17 protein-coding genes are annotated in these 16,031 nt (G+C 59.8%); 3 read left to right on the top strand and 14 right to left on the bottom strand.

What is annotated here, in order from left to right; all coding sequences use genetic code 11:
* Positions 1-15 precede the first annotated feature (15 nt).
* The 5 genes from G9Q84_RS00630 to ppc all read right to left on the bottom strand — a co-directional run bounded on the left by G9Q84_RS00630 (position 16) and on the right by ppc (position 5,675).
* The gene (locus G9Q84_RS00630) at positions 16-876 is read right to left on the bottom strand and encodes a DUF72 domain-containing protein (protein WP_095183992.1); all 861 of its coding nucleotides are present in this window, start codon (positions 874-876) and stop codon (positions 16-18) included.
* Entirely contained in the window at positions 876-1,166 is a 291-nt protein-coding gene (locus G9Q84_RS00635) for a hypothetical protein (protein ID WP_095183991.1), read from the bottom strand. The genes G9Q84_RS00630 and G9Q84_RS00635 overlap by 1 nt, the downstream gene beginning before the upstream one ends.
* A gap of 160 nt (positions 1,167-1,326) precedes the next feature.
* Complete coding sequence (tsaB, locus tag G9Q84_RS00640; protein ID WP_181642739.1) at positions 1,327-2,013, bottom strand: tRNA (adenosine(37)-N6)-threonylcarbamoyltransferase complex dimerization subunit type 1 TsaB; 687 nt, start codon at positions 2,011-2,013, stop codon at positions 1,327-1,329.
* Positions 2,014-2,103: 90 nt separating this feature from the next.
* Complete coding sequence (gene adk, locus G9Q84_RS00645) at positions 2,104-2,751, bottom strand: adenylate kinase (protein ID WP_003172225.1); 648 nt, start codon at positions 2,749-2,751, stop codon at positions 2,104-2,106.
* Positions 2,752-3,047: 296 nt separating this feature from the next.
* On the bottom strand, positions 3,048-5,675 hold the full coding sequence (gene ppc, locus G9Q84_RS00650; protein WP_181642740.1) for a phosphoenolpyruvate carboxylase: 2,628 nt from the start codon (positions 5,673-5,675) through the stop codon (positions 3,048-3,050).
* A gap of 183 nt (positions 5,676-5,858) precedes the next feature.
* On the opposite strand from ppc, the gene G9Q84_RS00655 reads away from it, so the two are divergent.
* From G9Q84_RS00655 to lptF, 3 genes are all read left to right on the top strand, one after another.
* Positions 5,859-6,203, top strand: coding sequence for a hypothetical protein (locus G9Q84_RS00655; protein ID WP_032891710.1), 345 nt, complete (start codon positions 5,859-5,861; stop codon positions 6,201-6,203).
* Between the two features lie 273 nt (positions 6,204-6,476).
* Positions 6,477-6,902 carry a DUF4398 domain-containing protein gene (locus G9Q84_RS00660; RefSeq protein WP_032891711.1) on the top strand — a complete coding sequence of 142 codons (426 nt, stop codon included), beginning with the start codon at positions 6,477-6,479 and terminating at the stop codon, positions 6,900-6,902.
* Between the two features lie 55 nt (positions 6,903-6,957).
* Positions 6,958-7,743: a lipotoxin F family OmpA-related lipoprotein LptF gene (gene lptF, locus G9Q84_RS00665; protein ID WP_032891712.1), complete on the top strand. Its 786-nt coding sequence runs from the start codon at positions 6,958-6,960 to the stop codon at positions 7,741-7,743.
* 29 nt (positions 7,744-7,772) lie between these two features.
* On the opposite strand, the gene G9Q84_RS00670 is transcribed toward lptF, so the two are convergent.
* The 9 genes from G9Q84_RS00670 to G9Q84_RS00710 form a co-directional block, all read right to left on the bottom strand.
* A complete protein-coding gene (locus G9Q84_RS00670) occupies positions 7,773-7,979 on the bottom strand; it encodes a hypothetical protein (RefSeq protein ID WP_032891713.1) in 207 nt (68 codons plus the stop codon).
* Between the two features lie 142 nt (positions 7,980-8,121).
* Positions 8,122-8,448 (bottom strand): PA3694 family proteiin, encoded by a 327-nt coding sequence (locus G9Q84_RS00675; RefSeq protein ID WP_003172217.1) that lies wholly within the window; start codon positions 8,446-8,448, stop codon positions 8,122-8,124.
* 14 nt (positions 8,449-8,462) lie between these two features.
* Positions 8,463-9,350 (bottom strand): alpha/beta hydrolase, encoded by an 888-nt coding sequence (locus G9Q84_RS00680; RefSeq protein WP_095183989.1) that lies wholly within the window; start codon positions 9,348-9,350, stop codon positions 8,463-8,465.
* 95 nt (positions 9,351-9,445) lie between these two features.
* Positions 9,446-10,723 (bottom strand): flavohemoglobin expression-modulating QEGLA motif protein, encoded by a 1,278-nt coding sequence (locus G9Q84_RS00685; RefSeq protein ID WP_032891715.1) that lies wholly within the window; start codon positions 10,721-10,723, stop codon positions 9,446-9,448.
* Between the two features lie 22 nt (positions 10,724-10,745).
* A complete protein-coding gene (locus G9Q84_RS00690) occupies positions 10,746-11,294 on the bottom strand; it encodes a hypothetical protein (RefSeq protein ID WP_181642741.1) in 549 nt (182 codons plus the stop codon).
* A gap of 16 nt (positions 11,295-11,310) precedes the next feature.
* Positions 11,311-12,027, bottom strand: coding sequence for a TetR/AcrR family transcriptional regulator (locus G9Q84_RS00695; RefSeq protein WP_032891717.1), 717 nt, complete (start codon positions 12,025-12,027; stop codon positions 11,311-11,313).
* 106 nt (positions 12,028-12,133) lie between these two features.
* Complete coding sequence (lysS, locus tag G9Q84_RS00700) at positions 12,134-13,636, bottom strand: lysine--tRNA ligase (RefSeq protein WP_032891718.1); 1,503 nt, start codon at positions 13,634-13,636, stop codon at positions 12,134-12,136.
* A gap of 79 nt (positions 13,637-13,715) precedes the next feature.
* Positions 13,716-14,811 (bottom strand): peptide chain release factor 2 gene (prfB, locus tag G9Q84_RS00705; protein WP_099601257.1). Its coding sequence is split into 2 segments (ribosomal slippage): positions 13,716-14,738 and positions 14,740-14,811, totalling 1,095 coding nucleotides; the frame shifts between segments, so codons are not numbered across the junction.
* A gap of 206 nt (positions 14,812-15,017) precedes the next feature.
* Positions 15,018-16,019, bottom strand: coding sequence for a diguanylate cyclase (locus G9Q84_RS00710; protein WP_032891719.1), 1,002 nt, complete (start codon positions 16,017-16,019; stop codon positions 15,018-15,020).
* Positions 16,020-16,031: the final 12 nt, after the last annotated feature.

Genomic DNA, 16,031 nt, shown 5'->3' on the forward strand with positions numbered 1-16,031 from the left:
GCGAAAAAAGGAGCCTTAGAGTAACCCCAGTTGTTCGACTTCGGGTTGCCGATCCAATGTCGGCAACGCGGGCAAGCCAGGCAGACGCGCCATCAGCTGGGCGTGGAAGCGCAGTGCCAGCTGCGCGGCGAGCCGGTTATCCGAGGTGTGCAGGAACACATAGGGCGTGCGGCCCTCTTCGATCCAGCCGGCAATTTTCTCCACCCATGGGATCAGGAACGGGTCGTTAGCCTCAAGCTCGGGATGGCCGATAAATCGCACTTGGGGAAACTGGGTCAGCGCGGCCGGGCGTGTGGGCACCTTGGGCTTTTTTGATTGGGCATGCAGCACCGCTGCCGATGTGGACGTGCAACTGAACAATGCGCGCGGGTCGAGGCAGATACGTTCGACGCCACGGTCGCGCAGCAGACGGTTGAGCATGCGCTCGGCATCGCCCTTGGCGAAGAACTCCGGGTGGCGCACTTCCACTGCCAGCGGGCGCTCCAGGCCATCAATAAAACCGGCCAGTTCCGCCAGGCGCTGCGGCGAGAAACTCGCCGACAGTTGCAGCCACAACGGCGAAACCCGCTCACCGAGCGGGCTCATCAAACTGACAAAGCTTTCTGCCGCTGGCAATTGCTCACGCAAGTCGCCGCCATGGCTGATATCACCTGGAAACTTGGCTGTGAAACGAAAATCGTCGGGCATGATGTCGGCCCAGCGCTGCACGGTGGCGGCCGAAGGGCGGGCGTAGAACGTGGTATTGCCTTCAACCGCATTAAAGACTTGGGAATAGAGGGCAAGGTAGTCGCTGGAGCGTGCATCGGCGGGATACAGGTACTCGCGCCAGGCGTTTTCGCTCCAGGACGGGCAACCGAGGTAGTAAGGCAGGCGCATCAGATGTGGATGTCGAGGCCCAACACTTCCATATCCCATTCGACAAAGCCGGCGGTGGTCAGGTAGCTGGCCAGGGCAGTGGCAACGCTTTTGCTCATCGAGCGCGGGAAAACCATGTCTTGTTGACGGGCGGGAAGACCGCTGATTCGTGCTTGAGCGTTGGACTGCGCATCGGGCTGGACTTCGATGAAGTCCGGTGAGTCTTCGACGGACTCGTCTACCGTGACGTTCGCCTTACGTGGCTTACGTTTGATTGGGTAGGACTGTGAGGAAAAGCCGTCTATACGCATCGATGCGAACTCGGTATCGGTGATGGCATTTTAGTGGCGCAATCCGTAGCGCGCAAATGCTCTGGTGATAACTAGAACACATAATTTGAAAAAGGTTTAAAACCCGTGGCAAATTCTGACGATTGGCGACTTTTGCCTCACATTGCCATCATTTTTGGCGTCAAATAATCCCGCGTTCGGCTTTGGTTTGAGCCACTTTATCGCGTAGATAAACCGGCGCAGCCTGATCCGCAGGAATCGCCTCGCCACGCTCAAACGCGAAGCGCGCCAGGGTCAGCAGATCTTCCGCGTGAGGCAACATGGCGGCGTCCTGGCCAACCCGTTGAACGCCGATACGCTCGCCGTAGCCCCAGCCAGTGCCAGCACCAAACCAGTCGCCGCTAGCATCGTCCGGCAATACGGACGATTCCGGTGACTGCACAGCTTCCACGCCCACCAGACGCATCTCGCCAGCGGTTTCGCGGTAGCACCCCCAATAGACCTCATCCATCCGCGCATCAATGGCAGCTGCGACTTGCGAAGCGCCATGCTCACGCAATGCGCGTTGGGCCAGCACCGCAAGGTTGGAGACCGGTAATACCGGGCGCTCCAGGGCAAATGCCAGGCCCTGGACTACGCCAATGGCGATCCGCACACCGGTAAACGCCCCCGGACCACGGCCAAAACCGATGGCATCGACAGCAGCCAGGGTGGTGCCCGCCTCTTCCAGCAGTTGCTTGATCATCGGCAACAGCTTCTGCGCGTGCAGGCGCGGGATCACCTCGTAGTGGCTCGTAACGATGCCATCGTGCAGCAAGGCAACGGAGCAAGCTTCAGTCGCGGTGTCCAGGGCCAGCAGGGTGCTCATCGGTGTGGGTGTCCAAATCGAAAAAAAGTGCGCCAGTATAAACAACAACGGCCCGCAAGCGGGCCGTTGTTGAGCGAGCCGATCGTAGGATCAGCTCAGTGCTTGCAGCACCTTGGCAGTGATGGCTTCTACCGAGCCAACGCCAGGGATGTGGCTGTACTTCGGCTTGCCCTGGGCAGCGGACAGCTTCTGGTAGAAATCTACCAATGGCTTGGTCTGCGAGTGGTAGACCGACAGGCGATGACGCACGGTTTCTTCAGTGTCGTCTTTACGCTGCACCAGGTCTTCACCGGTGACATCGTCCTTGCCTTCAACCTTCGGCGGGTTGTAGACGACGTGGTACACGCGGCCCGAGCCCTCGTGAACGCGACGACCGGCAATGCGCTGGACGATTTCTTCGTCTTCAACGGCGATCTCGACCACAGCATCCAGCTCAACGCCGGCCTTCACCAGGGCTTCAGCCTGGGGAATGGTGCGTGGGAAGCCGTCGAACAGGAAACCGTTCTTGCAGTCTTCCTGGCTGATGCGTTCCTTGACCAGGTTGATGATCAGGTCATCGGAGACCAGGCCGCCGCTGTCCATCACGCTCTTGGCGATCAGGCCCAGCTCGGTGCCAGCCTTGACGGCCGCACGCAGCATGTCGCCGGTGGAGATTTGTGGAATGCCGAATTTTTCAGTGATGAACTTTGCCTGAGTACCTTTACCGGCCCCGGGAGCTCCCAGCAGAATGACGCGCATCGATGTGCTCCTCAATTTTTTATATAGAGATGACGCTCGGATTCACCGCGTGGGGGCAAATCTCGTAGAAGTATGGCTCGTAAAAATAGGATTCCGGCCGCCCAAACGGCCAAAGGCTGATCAAGATACACAGCAGGCCTTAACCACACAAGCCGCCAAAAGTCGCAGGAACCGCGCCCGGCATGCGCCATAGGTAGGGTGTGCCTGAGTGCAACCCGACGCTATAAACGCCGACCGCCCTTTTCCGGACGGTCGTCGTGGTTTATCTGCAAGCCCTTGAGAACACGCAAAAAACCTCAGCCGGTGTTGCGCAACCCGGCGGCAATACCGGCCACGGACACCAGCAGCGCCTGTTCCAGAGGGCTGTCCTGCGCCGCTTCCTGCTGGCGCGAACGTGCCAGCAACTCAGCCTGCAACAAGTGCAAGGGATCAAGGTAGGTGTTGCGCAGGCGAATGAACTCCAGGGTGTCAGGGCTGTGGGCCAGCAGTTGCGACTGGCCAGTCAGGCCAAGCACCACGTCACACGCCTGCGACAATAGGTCGCGTAAGTGCACACCCAATGGCAACAGATCCGGCTGCACCAGGCGCTCGTCATAGAGACGCGCGATATCGGCATCCGCCTTGGCCAGGACCATTTCCAGCATATCGATACGGGTACGGAAGAACGGCCACTGCTCACGCATCTGCCCCAGCAGTTCACCTTCGCCGCGTTCTAACGCCTTGCTCAACGCCGCTTCCCAGCCCAGCCAGGCAGGCAGCATCAGCCGAGTCTGTGTCCACCCGAAGATCCACGGGATGGCGCGCAGACTTTCTATACCACCAGCACGGCGCTTGGCTGGACGACTGCCCAACGGCAAACGGCCGAGCTCCTGCTCGGGGGTGGACTGGCGAAAATATTCAACGAACTGCGGATTTTCCCGCACCACCGCACGGTAGGCGCTGACACCATCGGCGGCCAATTCGTCCATCAAGTGGCGCCAGGCTGGCTCGGGTGGAGGCGGTGGCAGCAGCGTCGCTTCCAAAACGGCGGCCAGGTAAAGATTGAGGTTCTGCTCGGCGATATCCGGCAGGCCGAACTTGAAGCGGATCATCTCGCCCTGCTCAGTGGTACGGAAACGCCCTGCCACCGAGCCCGGCGGCTGCGACAGGATCGCGGCGTGTGCCGGGCCGCCGCCACGGCCGACGGTGCCACCGCGACCATGGAACAACAGCAGTTCCACCTGTTGCTCGCGGCAGATATCCACCAACCGTTCCTGCGCGCGGTATTGCGCCCACGCAGCAGCGGTGGTGCCGGCGTCCTTGGCTGAGTCGGAGTAGCCGATCATCACTTCCTGCGGGCCCTGCAAACGCGCACGGTAGCCCGGCAGCAGCAACAGCTGTTCGATCACGGGACCGGCGTTATCCAGGTCGGCCAGGGTTTCGAACAGCGGCACCACGCGCATCGGCCGTTGTACGCCCGACTCTTTAAGCAGCAATTGCACGGCGAGCACATCCGACGCGGCGCCGGCCATGGAGATGACATAAGAACCCAACGAGGCAGCCGACGCGGCAGCCACTTCCTTACAGGTGTTGAGTACTTCGGCTGTGTCCGCCGACGGTTTGAAATAGCCCGGCAGCAGCGGTCGCCGGTTGGCCAATTCCTTCATCAGGAAGCTGATGCGTGCGTCTTCGTCCCACTCGTCGTAACGACCGAGGCCCAGGTAATCGGTGATTTCGGTCATGGCCGCCGAATGGCGACTGGAATCCTGGCGCACATCCAGCCGCACCAGGAACAGGCCGAAGGTCACAGCACGGCGCAGGCAATCAAGCAACGGACCGTCGGCGATCACACCCATACCGCACTCATGCAGCGACTGGTAGCACAGCTCCAGCGGTTCCAGCAGGTCGCGGTTGTTCTGCAACACCTCGGCCGGTGCCGGCGTGCTGCTGCTCAATGCGGTGTGCGCCCATTGGCGTGTGGCTCGCAGACGTTCGCGCAGTTGCTTGAGCACGGCGCGGTAGGGCTCGACGCTGTCGCCAACCTTGGCCTGCAACGCCGGGCTGGCCTTTTGCATCGACAGTTCGGACGCCAAGTGGTCGATATCGCGCAGGTATAAGTCAGCGGCCATCCACCGTGCGAGCAGCAACACTTCACGGGTGACCGGCGCGGTCACATTCGGGTTGCCGTCGCGGTCGCCGCCCATCCACGACGCAAAACGAATCGGCGCGGCTTCCAAAGGCAGACGCAGGCCAGTGGCGGCATGCAGGGCCTGGTCAGCCTTGCGCAAATAATTGGGGATGGCGTGCCACAGCGAATGCTCAATCACCGCAAAGCCCCATTTGGCTTCGTCCACCGGAGTGGGTCGGGTGCGGCGGATTTCTTCGGTGTGCCAGGCTTCGGCGATCAACCGTTGCAGGCGTTGGCGGATCTGTTCGCGCTCAGCCGTGGTGAGGTCGCGGTGATCTTGCAGCGCCAGTTGCGCGGCGATGGCATCGTATTTCTGGATCAGGGTGCGGCGCGCCACTTCGGTGGGGTGGGCGGTGAGAACCAACTCGATCTCCAGGCGCCCCAACTGGCGGGCCAGGGATTCATTGCTATGGCCTTCGCTTTGCAAACGCGCCAGCAATTCAGGCAACACACGGGATTCGAACGGTGCCGGCTGCGACTCGTCACGCCGGTGAATCAACTGGTACTGCTCGGCGATATTGGCGAGGTTCAAGAACTGGTTGAACGCCCGGGCCACGGGCAGCAGCTCGTCCTCCTGCAACTGGTTGAGGCTGGTGCTCAGCTCATCACCGGCACCCCGGCGGTCAGCCTTGGCGCCTTTGCGGATCTGCTCGATCTTGTCGAGAAAATCATCGCCATACTGCTCTCGAATGGTGTTGCCCAGCAGTTCACCCAGCAGGTGAACATCCTCACGCAAGCGTGCATCGATATCACTCATCAGCCAATCTCCAGCCAGAAATCCGGGACGCGCAGGCCTGCCAGAGTGCCGTCAGCATCGTTTTATGACAAGACTTTAAACCTTGCGGCTTGCAGCTAGTCTCAACTGTGAGCCGCCGCATTATCCACGCGAGCGACTGGTCACTCATCACCGCCTGCCATCGCGGGCTTTATTGAGGTTGCCATGAAAATTCGAGAACTGGCCCAGCATTGGGAAGAGAACGCTAAGGGTCGTTTGACCAAGACCGAGTACGCCATCCATCTTGATGTAGAGGCCGCCGCACGGTTGGCGGCCATCGCCGAGATGTACCCCAAGCGCAGTACCGAAGAACTGCTCGGTGAGCTGATCGGCGCGGCCCTTGAAGAGCTGGAAGCCAGCTTCCCCTACATCAAAGGGCAACACGTCATCGCCACCGATGAAGAGGGCGATCCGCTTTATGAAGACGTCGGCCCTACGCCGCGTTTTCTCACCTTGTCGCGGCGCTATCTGCATGACTTGTCGACCAGCGTCGACGAATCCAAGCACTAACCCCCGTCTATCTACCCCTTGTATTCCGGGCCTCCAAGAGGCCCGGCGTACTTCTGCGCGCAGCAAAAGTTCCATTTTTTTACGCTGACCGTTCAGTCAGTTATTTTTTTAGGCAAATCGCCATCTTCTCTGAACTATTCAAAAAAGCCTCCGGTCACAGCCAGTAAGCCATCACTTGGAACAGCCGTTTGAATAGGTGCCCCGCGCTTAACCGCCAGGCCCACAACCGCTGACCACCTGCGATGGGTTTTGAAGTTTTTCAGGAGTTATCCAATGGAGTTGAAGACGATGAAGACCAGCACTGCCAAATCCTCGTTTAACCACCTGCGCGGGCTTAAATTGGCCGCGCTGGCAATCGGCACCAGCTTCGTTCTGGCGGGCTGCGCCGGCAACCCTCCGACTGAGCAATACGCAGTAACCCAGTCCGCGGTGAACAGCGCTGTCAGCGCCGGCGGCACCGAGTACGCGGCCGTAGAAATGAAGTCGGCCCAGGACAAGCTCAAGCAAGCCGAAATCGCCATGCATGACAAGAACTACGACGAAGCCCGTCGCCTGTCCGAGCAAGCCGAGTGGGACGCTCGCGTTGCAGAGCGCAAAGCCCAGGCCGCCAAAGCCGACCAGGCTGTGAAGGACTCCCAGAAAGCTGTTCAGGAGCTGCGTCAGGAAGGCATGCGCCCGGCTGCTATCCAGCAGAAATAAGCTGCTGCCCCTGATTGCATTGCACCCGATATCGAATTGAAAGGACGACATGACTATGCGTAAACAATTGATGATCCCTGCCCTGCTGGCGATGAGCGTTGCACTGGCGGCTTGCTCCACCCCGCCAAACGCGAACCTGGAAAATGCACGGACCAACTTCTCGGCCCTGCAGGCCAACCCGAACGCCACCAAAGTAGCGGCTCTGGAAACCAAGGACGCTCAGGACTGGCTGGACAAGGCTGACAAAGCCTATCGCGACAAGGAAGACCAGAAGAAAGTCGACCAACTGGCCTACCTGACCAATCAGCGCGTTGAAGTGGCTAAAGACACCATCGCGCTGCGCGAGTCCGAGGCCAAGCTGAAAAATGCTGGTGACGAACGCGCCCGCGCCCTGCTCGACGCTCGTGACGCTCAGATCAAGCAACTGCAAGACAGCCTGAACGCTAAGCAAACCGATCGCGGCACCCTGGTGACCTTTGGTGACGTGCTGTTTGCTACCAACAAGGCCGATCTGAAATCCAGCGGCCTGGTAAACATCAACAAGCTGGCGCAGTTCCTCCAGGAAAACCCGGATCGCCAAGTGATCATTGAGGGTTACACCGACAGCACCGGCGCCGACGCCTACAACCAGAGCCTCTCGGAGCGCCGTGCCGCTTCGGTTCAGGTTGCGCTGATCAAGATGGGCGTTGATCCACGCCGCATCGTGACCACCGGCTACGGCAAGGAATACCCGGTTGCCGATAATGGCAGCGTATCGGGCCGTGCCATGAACCGTCGTGTTGAAGTGACCATCTCTAACGATAACCAACCAGTGAAGCCACGCTCTTCCGTCGCTAACTGATTGATTAACGCTGGATAAGAAAACCCACCTTACGGTGGGTTTTTTTTGGGCTCATCGAACTGGACCGTTCGATGCGTATCCTCAGCGGGCAGCTCTATCTTCGCGCCATAAGTATTGTGTGACAGCTTGTCCATCATTTGCTGGAGTTCATGGTCCTGAGCATCCAGCCGTTGCAACGACTCATGCCCCCTCGCCATGTCCAGCATGTTGCGTATTGCAGCAATAGTGATCGCCACGTTTTCGGCCCCGATCTGTGTAAGTCATACCGCATTCAGTGGTTGCTGGCGCGATACGGTTCCAGATATTTCAGTTCAGTACGGGGGCTGCAGCTGCACGATCTACGGGGGCGAGTGGTAAATCGTGAGGTTCTAAGAGGGCTTACTGCTGCAGTTGTGGCGTTTCCTGCCCCATACAACGTACTGCCTGTTTCTTGTTGTTTACCAGCACGCCACTGAGGCCTTTCTGCTCGGTGTCGAACATCACCAGAACGCCATCGACGCACTGCGCCACCTGGGCCGCCGGGGTTAGTGAAATTTTGTAGTCCTCGCCAGGCACGGTTTTGAGCATGGTGAAGTCACTGAGCAACAACGCATCTTCCGGCTTGGCGAAGTGCAGGTAGCCGTAGTACCACAGGCAGCCGACGGTGCCGATGATGGTGCCGATGCCGGTGAGAATCAGCGGGATCATGTTGCGTTCTTCGCTCATTGCGGGCTCTCTGATCAGTCAACTTTAGGAATGGGGTAGTTCGGAATTTCGCCCAGGCGGCGTAGGCCGTTGAAGTGCTGCGGGTCATCCAGGTAGCGCAGCATCACGGTTTGCCAGGTCTTGTCGGCAAAGGTCTGCACATGACCGCCTCGGGTCAATTGCAACACCCTGGGCGGTGGCGCCGCCTGGTACAGACGGATGCCATTGGAAAGCGGCACGATCGGGTCATCCAGGCTGTGGAACAGCAGTTTCGGCACGCCGGTCAGCCGAGGCATGGCGTTGATCGCACTGTCGGCGTCGGGGACCAGCCAGGACAAGGGCACTTGAAACGGCCATGTTAGCCAGGAGGTACTGAGGGCGAATTGTCCTACGTCACGATAACTGGCTGGCACACCATCCAGTACCAGCGCCTTAAGCCTGGCCTGACGCTCCGGATGCTCTGCCAGGTAATGCACGGCCAGCGCACCGCCAAGGCTCTGGCCGAGAACAATCAGCGGCTGGCCCTGGGTTTCGGGGGCTTTGTCGATCCAACTGAACGCTGCATCCACATCCTGATAGATCGCCGGCAAGGACGGTTTGCCTTCGGACAACCCGTATCCGCGATAGTCCACCAGCAGCACCTGATAGCCCTGCTCCGGCAACCACCAACTGCCACCCAGGTGCCAGGCCAGATTGCCGCCGTTGCCGTGCAAGTGCAGCACCGTGCCTTTGACGGGCACGCCAGCCTTGGCCGGCAGCCACCACGCGTGCAGCTTCACGCCGTCGGCGGTGGTGAGGGTGACGTCGCGGTATTGCAAGTGCGCTTTTTCGGGCGTGAACGGCAGGCCGGGTTCGGGGTAGAACAGCAGGGAGCTGCAACCGTTCAATGTGAGTAGCAGGCATAGAATGCCGAGGATTCTCATCCGTTGAAGCCTCGTGATTAAGATGAAATTGACCGTCTGTTGAAGATTCAATGTGGGAGGTGGTTTGCGCCCTCCCACATTTAGACCCGGTTTCTTCAGAGGATATTGGAGTAATCCGCCTCGATCCGATCCAGGCTCAAGTGGTTGAGGAAGTTGGAGAAGCACATCCACGCCGCCAATGCGTTCATGTCGCGGAACTGTTCAGGCAGGTACTTGGGCGGCACCACCAGGCCTTCGTCCACCAGTTGGCGCAGGGTACGCATGTCTTCCAGAGTGGTCTTGCCGCAGAACAGCAAAGGCACCTGTTCCAGCTTGCCTTTGCGCACGGCCAACTGGATGTAGTTGTAGACCATGATGAAGCCCTTGAGGTAGGACAAATCCTTGGTAAACGGCAGTCCATTGGGCACCGAGCCACGGAATACGCGACTGGCGTTGCCATAGCTTTCAGCGATTTCAAAGCCTTGCTCGCGGAAGAATTCGAACACCTGCAGGAAATCGGCGCCCTCCTCCACCATGTGAATAGCGCGCGTGCGGTTGGTGAGCTTGCGCAGGCGACTCGGGTAGGAGGCGAAGGTGATGATCTCCATCAGAATCGCCAAGCCCTCCTGGGTCACCGTGGAAGACGGCGGGCCTTTGGACAGGAAAGTGCAGATCGGCTGGTTCTGGCCGTTGAGGGTAGTGCCGACGTGCACCAGGCCTTCATGGACTTCCAGGGCGCGCACGTCGCGATTGTTGAACATCGCATCGGCGCGGATCTTGATGTAGTCGGCCCCCGCCGCTGCATCCGCAACGATGCCGTCGGACTCGAACACGCGAATGGTTTCTTCCGCCTCGCCGAACACCTTGTTCAGGCGGGTTTGCAGCAGGGCGACGGCGTCCTTGGCGGTGAGGGTCTTGGCTTCGTCCTTGAGGTCGCCACGGCCGTCGATGTTATTCAGGTAGTCGGAGAGCATCAGGCCCAGGTCGGCCAGGGTTGGGTCGCCGGCGTGGAACGCATCGGAGGCGGCGCCGTACAGCTCTTGGGAAATCAGGCCGAAGTCCTCGGTGCCGCGCGCTTCGAGCATCCGCACCACCATGCGGTACTCGCGGCACATGCGACGCATGATCTGCCCCACCGGGCTGAACTGGCCGAGGCGTCGGGTGATGTCACGCTCGATATTCTGGAATTCCAGCTTCACCGCACTGGAGTCAAACGACAGCGGCCGGTTCAGGTAATAGTCGCGGTCTACGGCAGGCATTGCCTTGCCCTTGGCCTTGAGGAATCCCTGGCGAATAGTGTCGTCCCATTTGACGGCGTCGAGGACGCGAATCGGTGTCTGTGCCAGCACAATGCGATCGGACAAGGTGCGTATCGTCTGCTGGTAATCGTCCACCGGGTGCTTCCTTCTTTAAACGTTATTTGCCCGCACGCTGATAGCGCGCGGCTTCAACGAACACATCGGCATTGGCCGGGTCATCCAGGTAGGTGAATACCCGGTCCATGGGGCTGTCCACCAACACCCCGTCGCCTTCGACGGTTTCTACGGTGCCTCCATCCAATGCCTGTTGGCCGATGGCTTGGCGGATCTGCTCCAGATCCAGGTTGTAGACCACCAATTCGTGCTTTTCGTCGAATTCGAAGCCGGCCAGGATAAAATTCCCACCGAACTTTGTAGGCAACGGCGCCGACAGGTACCACCGATTGCCATGGCGCGACACAGTAAACAGGTACTCATCGCGCTGGCCCGGCGCCGCTTTAGGGTAGCTCAAGGCTTTGTAGCGGTGCTCACCGGCGCGAGTGATGTGTAAGCTGAGCGGCTCACCCCAGGCATTCTTGCTGGACCAGTGGCCCAGCAACTCATTCGGCGCCGCTTCACGGCTTGCCAGCGGCTCCTTGAAGGTCACCAAACAACCGCTGAGCAGCAGGAACGACAAGGCGATTAGCGCGATACGCCAGGTTTTCATCAGACACCCTCCGGTGTCAGACCGAGGCCAACACCAAATGCATGTAACGCTTGAGGATCTCAAGCATCTCTTCACCGGTCAGAGGCTCTGCGCCGCCCAACAGGCCCTGATATTCCATCCGACTGATAATCGCCGTCAACACCTTGGCGTCCTGCTGCGGCTCGCGGGAGCCCAACACTTGGAAAAACTGCCCGGTGCCCTGCAATAAAATCTGCTGATGGGAGCGCACCAGTTCGGCCAGGCGCGGGTTCAATAGCGCTTCCTGACGAAACGCCTGTTCGGCCATGAGGTGTTCGCGACGGTTGGTCAGTTGGCGCAGCACATAGTCGGCGGTCAGTCGCGCGATGTCATCGGCCAATTGCGAACGTGACTCCGGACTGCCATCGCCGTAGGCAACCATCTCGCGCAACAGGCCTTCGTTACGTACCCACAGCTTGCCCATGAAGGCAGCGCTGCGTTCGACGTACTGCGCGAAGGTGTCGGTCAGCAGGTCATCGATGTCTTTGAAGTAGTAGGTGGTCGCCGACAACGGCACGCCCGCTTCCGCCGCCACCGCCCGATGGCGCACGGCTCGTACGCCCTCACGCACCACAATACGCATGGCCGCATCGAGAATGTCTTGCCGCCGTTGCTCGCTGCCCCGACGACTGGCCTTACGGCCCTGGTACTGGACGCTTTCAGCCACGGCAGCGGCAATGCCGGCGGCGCCTTCTTGTGCGATTACGCGGTTCACGACACACATCCTTGAATAGATCAAAACCTGGCGCTGTTTGCTTGACGCTTAAAAACGCCCCATAAAAAAGCCGCCTTATAAAAGGCGGCTTCGGATTTCGCTAGGGTTACGCTTGCGGCCGCATGTGCGGGAACAAGATCACATCGCGGATCGACGGCGAGTTGGTCAACAACATCACCAGTCGGTCGATGCCGATACCTTCACCGGCGGTTGGCGGCATGCCGTATTCCAGGGCGCGTACGAAGTCTGCGTCGTAGTGCATGGCTTCGTCGTCACCGGCGTCCTTATCGGCCACCTGAGCCATGAAGCGCTCGGCCTGGTCTTCCGCGTCATTCAACTCGGAGTAGGCGTTGGCGATTTCGCGGCCACCAATGAACAGCTCGAAACGGTCAGTGACGTTCGGGTTGTCATCGTTGCGACGGGCCAGCGGCGAGACTTCGAACGGGTACTGGGTAATGAAGTGCGGCTGTTCCAGCTTGTGCTCGACCAGCTCTTCGAAAATCATCACCTGCAGTTTGCCCAGGCCTTCGAAGCCCAGCACCTTGGCGCCGGCTTTCTTGGCGATGGCGCGGGCTTTGTCGATGTCGTTGAGGTCGTCAGCGGTCAGCTCGGGGTTGTACTTGAGGATCGAGTCGAACACCGACAGGCGCACGAACGGCTCGCCGAAGTGGAACACCTTGTCGCCGTACGGCACGTCGGTGCTGCCCAGGACCAGCTGTGCCAGTTCGCGGAACAGTTCTTCGGTCAGGTCCATGTTGTCTTCGTAGTCGGCGTAGGCCTGGTAGAACTCCAACATGGTGAATTCTGGGTTGTGACGGGTCGAGACACCTTCGTTACGGAAGTTGCGGTTGATCTCGAAGACCTTTTCAAAACCACCCACCACCAGACGCTTCAGGTACAGCTCCGGCGCGATACGCAGGAACATTTCCAGGTCCAGGGCGTTGTGGTGGGTTTCGAATGGCTTGGCTGCGGCACCGCCGGGGATGGTTTGCAGCATCGGGGTTTCGACTTCAAGGAAGTCACGCGCCATCAGGAAGCTGCGGATGTGGGCGATGACTTGCGAACGCACGCGGAAGGTCTGGCGCACGTCTTCGTTGACGATCAGGTCAACGTAGCGCTGGCGGTAGCGCTGCTCGGTGTCGGTCAGGCCGTGGTGCTTATCCGGTAGCGGGCGCAGGGACTTGGTCAGCAGGCGCACGCTGGTCATCTCGACGTACAGGTCGCCCTTGCCGGAACGGGCCAGGGTGCCTTCGGCGGCAATGATGTCGCCCATGTCCCAGGTTTTCACCGAGGCCAGGGTTTCTTCAGGCAAGGTCTTGCGGTTGACGTAGACCTGGATGCGACCGGTCATGTCCTGGATCACCATGAACGAGCCACGGTTGAGCATGATGCGACCTGCCACCTTGACCGGGATCGCAGCCTCTGCCAGCTCTTCCTTGGTCTTGTCCGCGTACTGTTTCTGCAAGGCATCGCAGTAGTTTTCGCGGCGGAAGTCATTGGGGAAGGCATTGCCCTTCGCGCGCTCGGCAGCAAGCTTTTCCTTGCGCAGGGCGATCAGGGAGTTTTCTTCCTGTTGCAGGGCTTGCGGGTCGAGTTGTTGGTCGCTCATGTCTTTAAAATTTCCATCAGGTTCGTTGTCCCCGGCCTGCGGCCGGGGATCGCCGGCAAGCCGGCTCCTACAATCTTTATTACAAGCCGGACTTCAGGCTGGCTTCCAGGTATTCGTCGATATCGCCGTCGAGCACCTTGTCGCAGTCGCTGCGTTCGATGTTAGTGCGCAGATCCTTGATCCGCGACGCATCGAGCACATACGAACGGATCTGGTGACCCCAGCCGATATCCGACTTGGTGTCTTCCAGCGCCTGGGAAGCGGCGTTGCGCTTCTGCATTTCCTGCTCGTACAACTTGGCCCGCAGCATTTTCATGGCGGTGTCCTTGTTGGCGTGCTGGGAACGTTCGTTCTGGCAGCTGACCACGGTGTTGGTCGGTACGTGAGTAATACGTACGGCCGAGTCGGTGGTGTTTACGTGCTGACCACCGGCACCGGAGGAACGGTAGGTGTCGATACGCAGGTCGGCCGGGTTGATCTCGATTTCCACCTTGTCGTCGATCTCTGGCGAGACGAACACCGCGGAGAACGAAGTGTGGCGACGGTTGCCGGAGTCGAACGGGCTCTTGCGCACCAGGCGGTGCACGCCGATTTCGGTACGCAGCCAGCCAAAGGCGTATTCACCCTTGATGTGCACGGTCGCGCCCTTGATGCCAGCCACTTCACCGGCCGACAGTTCCATGATGGTGGCGTCGAAGCCGCGTTTGTCGGCCCAGCGCAGGTACATGCGCAGCAGGATGTTCGCCCAGTCCTGGGCTTCGGTGCCGCCGGAACCGGCCTGGATGTCCAGGTAGGCGTTGTTCGGGTCCATTTCATGGCTGAACATGCGGCGGAATTCGAGCTTGGCGAGGTTTTCCTCTAGACGGGCCAGCTCGGCGATGACATCGCCCACTGCGCCTTCGTCGTTTTCTTCGACGGCCATGTCCAGCAGGTCACGGCAATCGGCCAGACCGGTGTTCAGTTCGTCGAGGGTGTCGACGATCTGCGCCAGCGCAGCGCGCTCGCGGCCCAACTCTTGGGCGTATTCAGGTTTGTTCCAGACACTCGGATCTTCAAGCTCACGATTGACTTCGGTCAGACGCTCATGCTTTTGATCGTAGTCAAAGATACCCCCGAATAGTTTCGGAGCGCTCGGACAGGTCCTTGATGGTGTTCAGGATCGGGTTGATTTCCATGGCGGGCAGCACTCGTTGGCGAACTTTTGAAAGCCGGCGAGTATAACGGCAAACGGGGGGGAGCGGCAGCCCGCCTGGCGAAAAGGCAGACTACGCTGGGTTAAATGTGAGAGGGGGCCTGCTCCCGATGGCGGTGTATCAGGTGACTGACCCTCCGCTATCGGGGGCAAGCCCCCTCCCACATGTTGATCGGTTGCGGCCTCGATTCACTCGATGCCGACCTGATTACGCCCATTGTGCTTGGCCGTATACAAGCCCTTGTCCGCCGCCAATATCAGCTGCCGACAATCCGTACCCTGCTGCGGAGTGGTGGTCGACAGGCCGATGCTGATCGTCAGGCTGGAGCCTTCTGCCGGAGCGATATGCGGGATTTTCAACGCCGCGACGGCCATGCGCAGCTTTTCGGCCACCAGTCGCGCGCCTCCCGGTGAGGTGTTCGGCAGCACCAACGCAAACTCTTCACCACCGTAGCGCGCCGGCAGGTCCGAAGGGCGACTGCTGGCATCGCGGATGGTGGCGGCAACTTTGCGCAGGGCTTCGTCGCCTTCGACGTGACCGAAGCTGTCGTTATAGGTCTTGAAAAAGTCCACGTCGATCATCAGCAGCGACAGTTGGGTCTGGTCGCGCATGGCGCGGCGCCATTCCAGTTCCAGGTATTCGTCGAAGTGACGGCGGTTGGACAGCCCGGTAAGGCCATCGGAGTTCATCAGGCGTTGCAGCACCAGGTTGGTGTCCAGCAACTGTTGCTGGCTGACCCGCAGCGCGCGGTAAGCAGCATCGCGCTGCAGCAGCGTCATGTAGGAACGCGAGTGATAGCGGATGCGTGCCACCAGTTCGATGTTGTCCGGCAGCTTGACCAGGTAGTCGTTGGCCCCCGCCGAGAACGCCGCGCTCTTGATCAGCGGGTCTTCCTTGGTGGATAGCACGATGATCGGGATGTTCTGCGTGGCCGGGTGATTGCGGTAATCGCGCACCAGAGTCAGGCCATCGAGGCCGGGCATCACCAAGTCCTGCAGGATCACCGTCGGCTTGATGCGGATAGCCTGAGCAATCGCCTGGTGCGGATCGGCGCAGAAGTGGAAATCGATGTTTTCTTCATGGGCCAGGCCGCGTCGGACCGCTTCGCCGATCATGGCCTGGTCGTCGACCAGCAACACCATGGCGGCATTTTCGTCGGTCTTGATGTCGTCGATCTGTAAATCATTCATCTGCAGTCACCT

This window comes from Pseudomonas sivasensis (genome assembly GCF_013778505.1).
GTDB lineage: Bacteria > Pseudomonadota > Gammaproteobacteria > Pseudomonadales > Pseudomonadaceae > Aquipseudomonas > Aquipseudomonas sivasensis.

Bases quoted from the DNA above. Each gene is read 5' to 3' on its own strand.
- tsaB (WP_181642739.1), bottom strand. From the start codon at position 2,013: ATGAGCACCCTGCTGGCCCTGGACACCGCGACTGAAGCTTGCTCCGTT.
- G9Q84_RS00635 (WP_095183991.1), bottom strand. From the start codon at position 1,166: ATGCGTATAGACGGCTTTTCCTCACAGTCCTACCCAATCAAACGTAAG.
- G9Q84_RS00680 (WP_095183989.1), bottom strand. From the start codon at position 9,350: ATGAGAATCCTCGGCATTCTATGCCTGCTACTCACATTGAACGGTTGC.
- G9Q84_RS00630 (WP_095183992.1), bottom strand. From the start codon at position 876: ATGCGCCTGCCTTACTACCTCGGTTGCCCGTCCTGGAGCGAAAACGCC.
- G9Q84_RS00710 (WP_032891719.1), bottom strand. From the start codon at position 16,019: ATGAATGATTTACAGATCGACGACATCAAGACCGACGAAAATGCCGCC.
- adk (WP_003172225.1), bottom strand. From the start codon at position 2,751: ATGCGCGTCATTCTGCTGGGAGCTCCCGGGGCCGGTAAAGGTACTCAG.
- ppc (WP_181642740.1), bottom strand. From the start codon at position 5,675: ATGAGTGATATCGATGCACGCTTGCGTGAGGATGTTCACCTGCTGGGT.
- G9Q84_RS00660 (WP_032891711.1), top strand. From the start codon at position 6,477: ATGGAGTTGAAGACGATGAAGACCAGCACTGCCAAATCCTCGTTTAAC.
- lysS (WP_032891718.1), bottom strand. From the start codon at position 13,636: ATGAGCGACCAACAACTCGACCCGCAAGCCCTGCAACAGGAAGAAAAC.
- lptF (WP_032891712.1), top strand. From the start codon at position 6,958: ATGCGTAAACAATTGATGATCCCTGCCCTGCTGGCGATGAGCGTTGCA.
- G9Q84_RS00675 (WP_003172217.1), bottom strand. From the start codon at position 8,448: ATGAGCGAAGAACGCAACATGATCCCGCTGATTCTCACCGGCATCGGC.
- G9Q84_RS00655 (WP_032891710.1), top strand. From the start codon at position 5,859: ATGAAAATTCGAGAACTGGCCCAGCATTGGGAAGAGAACGCTAAGGGT.
- G9Q84_RS00690 (WP_181642741.1), bottom strand. From the start codon at position 11,294: ATGAAAACCTGGCGTATCGCGCTAATCGCCTTGTCGTTCCTGCTGCTC.